The following is a 351-nucleotide window of genomic DNA, read 5'->3' as shown; positions in this document are numbered from 1 at the left end:
CGGCAGCGCTGCGCCAAGCGCGCAAGGATGCACAACTGACAGCTTCTGCTGACTCTGTACGTGCCTACCTGAAGCAGATTGGTAAGGTAGCTCTGCTCAACGCCGAGCAAGAGGTTTCCTTGGCCAAGCGAATCGAAGCCGGCCTCTACGCACAACACCGCATGGACGAGATGGAAAAGGCCCGCGCCGAAGGCGATAAGGCTGCCAAGCTCTCCCCCATGGAAAAGCGCGACCTGCGCAGCATCGCCCGCGATGGCCGCAAGGCTAAGAATCACCTGTTGGAGGCCAACCTACGACTAGTTGTCTCCTTGGCCAAGCGCTACACCGGCCGCGGCATGGCATTCTTGGATC

General features: G+C 60.1%; 1 protein-coding gene. It reads left to right on the top strand.

All coding sequences use genetic code 11. The features are described from left to right. Positions 1-8 precede the first annotated feature (8 nt). On the top strand, positions 9-351 hold a 343-nt coding region (locus tag HX786_RS31665; RefSeq protein ID WP_372847454.1), incomplete at its 3' end, for a sigma-70 factor domain-containing protein.

This window comes from Pseudomonas sp. 21615526 (genome assembly GCF_013386245.1).
Lineage (GTDB): Bacteria > Pseudomonadota > Gammaproteobacteria > Pseudomonadales > Pseudomonadaceae > Aquipseudomonas.
Note: the sequence above shows the minus strand (reverse complement) of the source record. Positions and strands in the feature narration are given on the sequence as shown.